Raw genomic sequence first — 1,814 nt, forward strand, 5'->3', positions numbered from 1 at the left:
GTGTTAGGAGATACGCCTCGAGCGGCAGTTGCTGTTTTTGTTCTTTGTGCTGACACGGAGGAGAAGGCAGAGGAGCTTGGGGCTGTGCTTGATTTTACACTTTTGGCGGGAGAGCAGGGTATTCCTTTAGAGGGAGTTCCTTCGTATGAAGCTGTTCGGAAAAATACGTATTCTCCTTATGAACAGAGACGAATTGCTGATAATCGAAATCGAATGATTGTCGGTACGAAAGAACAGGTTAAGGAGCGGCTGCTAGCTTTGAGTAAAGCGTATGAAACAGAGGAAATCATGGTGGTGACCATCACGCATCATTTTGAAGATAAGCTCCGATCGTATCGATTATTGCAGGAGGCGTTTGCTGACTGATCTTTAAAAAGCCCTGCCGAATCTGGTCTTACCCCTGTCAAGTAGACAGCCATAAAAAGCCTAAGCAACCAGTGTGTTACGGTATTCTACCGGAGCACACTGGTTTAATTTTTTCTGGAATCGTTCGTGATTATAGAACTGGATGTAATCTTTAATGCTTTTGTGGAGCTCTTTTTCAGTTTGACATGAAGAAAAGTATGTATTCTCTGTTTTGAGGTGCGAGAAAAATGATTCGATACAGGCGTTATCCAGGCAGTTTCCCTTACGGGAATGGCTGCCCTTCAAACCAACGGTTTCAAGTCGCTTTTGATATGCTTTTGTTGTGTATTGGAATCCTTGATCAGAGTGGAGAATGGCCCCTTGGACATCCCGTTGAGCTGTTAAACTTTCCACTGTTTTCATCACCAGTTCAAGATCATTTCGCTTTGACAGTTTCCATGCGACAACCTCATTGTTGTAAAGATCTTGTACTGCAGAAAGATAATAGAATCGTTGTCCGCAAGCAATATAGGTAATATCGGTTACATATAACTGATTAGGCTGATTGGTTTGAAATTCTCGGTTAAGCCGGTTTGGCAGGACAACCGATGCCTTTCTTCCAAAATAACGACGCTTTTTTCGAATAATCGAGTGGATGTTCATCTCTCTCATCAATCTGTAAACACGCTTATGGTTGACGCAGAAACCTTCTTTCTTTAAAGCGACAGTAATCCGAGGATAGCCATAGAAAGGGCGTGAATGATGAATCGCCATGATGTGCTCTTTTATGATCTGATCTCTCTGTTGCCTTGCCATTCGAAACCTTTGAGCCTTGCGCCATTTATAGTACCCTGACCGTGACACTTTGGCGATACATACCAGCCACGTAATCGGATAACGGTCCTTCAATTCGTGAACAGCTTCAAATCGTGCTGCCTTCAAAATCCGTCCTCCCCATGCAGATTTGGATAGCGCTTTTTTAGGTATTCGACCTGTGCCTTTAAATAATCTCGTTCTTCCTCAACACTTTTAAACGTTGTTTTAGGGCGTCCAATAAAAGGATTGTCTGACTTTGTATCTTTTCCCCTTTGATCATCAAAAGACTTGCCTTCCCGATATGTTTTCACCCAATTTTTGAGCTGGGTTGAACTTCGAAGCCCTAATTCTTCAGCTAACGTGTTATAGCTTTTGTTTCCTTCCTCGTACATTTTGACAGCTTTCATCTTAAATTCTTTCGTATAGTGCTGAAAGTGTTGCCCTTTTCTCGCCATAAAAAATCCCCTCCACGTATAGTGTAACAGCCACTTTTGAAAAGCGGGCTTTTTACACTGTCTACTTAGAGGGGATAATATCAGATTCCCGGTCTTTTATATTATTTTGTTTCACGGTGAAGGGTATATTTCTTTAAACGCGGTGAATATTTTTTCAGCTCCAAACGGTCTGGATTGGTGCGTTTATTTTTTGTTGTG

At 42.1% G+C, this 1,814-nt stretch carries 2 protein-coding genes and 1 pseudogene; 1 reads left to right on the forward strand and 2 read right to left on the reverse strand.

The window, feature by feature from the left end; translation table 11 throughout:
• Positions 1 to 366 (forward strand): annotated as a pseudogene (locus tag ACFQ8Y_RS22645) (hypothetical protein); the annotation flags it as partial.
• A gap of 60 nt (positions 367 to 426) precedes the next feature.
• Here ACFQ8Y_RS22645 and ACFQ8Y_RS22650 read toward each other — a convergent pair.
• Positions 427 to 1,616 (reverse strand): IS3 family transposase gene (locus ACFQ8Y_RS22650; protein ID WP_087614167.1). Its coding sequence is split into 2 segments (ribosomal slippage): positions 427 to 1,316 and positions 1,316 to 1,616, totalling 1,191 coding nucleotides; the frame shifts between segments, so codons are not numbered across the junction.
• 101 nt (positions 1,617 to 1,717) lie between these two features.
• Positions 1,718 to 1,814 (reverse strand): 50S ribosomal protein L33 (gene rpmG, locus ACFQ8Y_RS22655; protein ID WP_430586796.1); only part of this gene is annotated, 97 nt, incomplete at its 5' end.

This window comes from Isoptericola sp. NPDC056605 (assembly GCF_042792795.1).
GTDB lineage: Bacteria > Actinomycetota > Actinomycetes > Actinomycetales > Cellulomonadaceae > Isoptericola.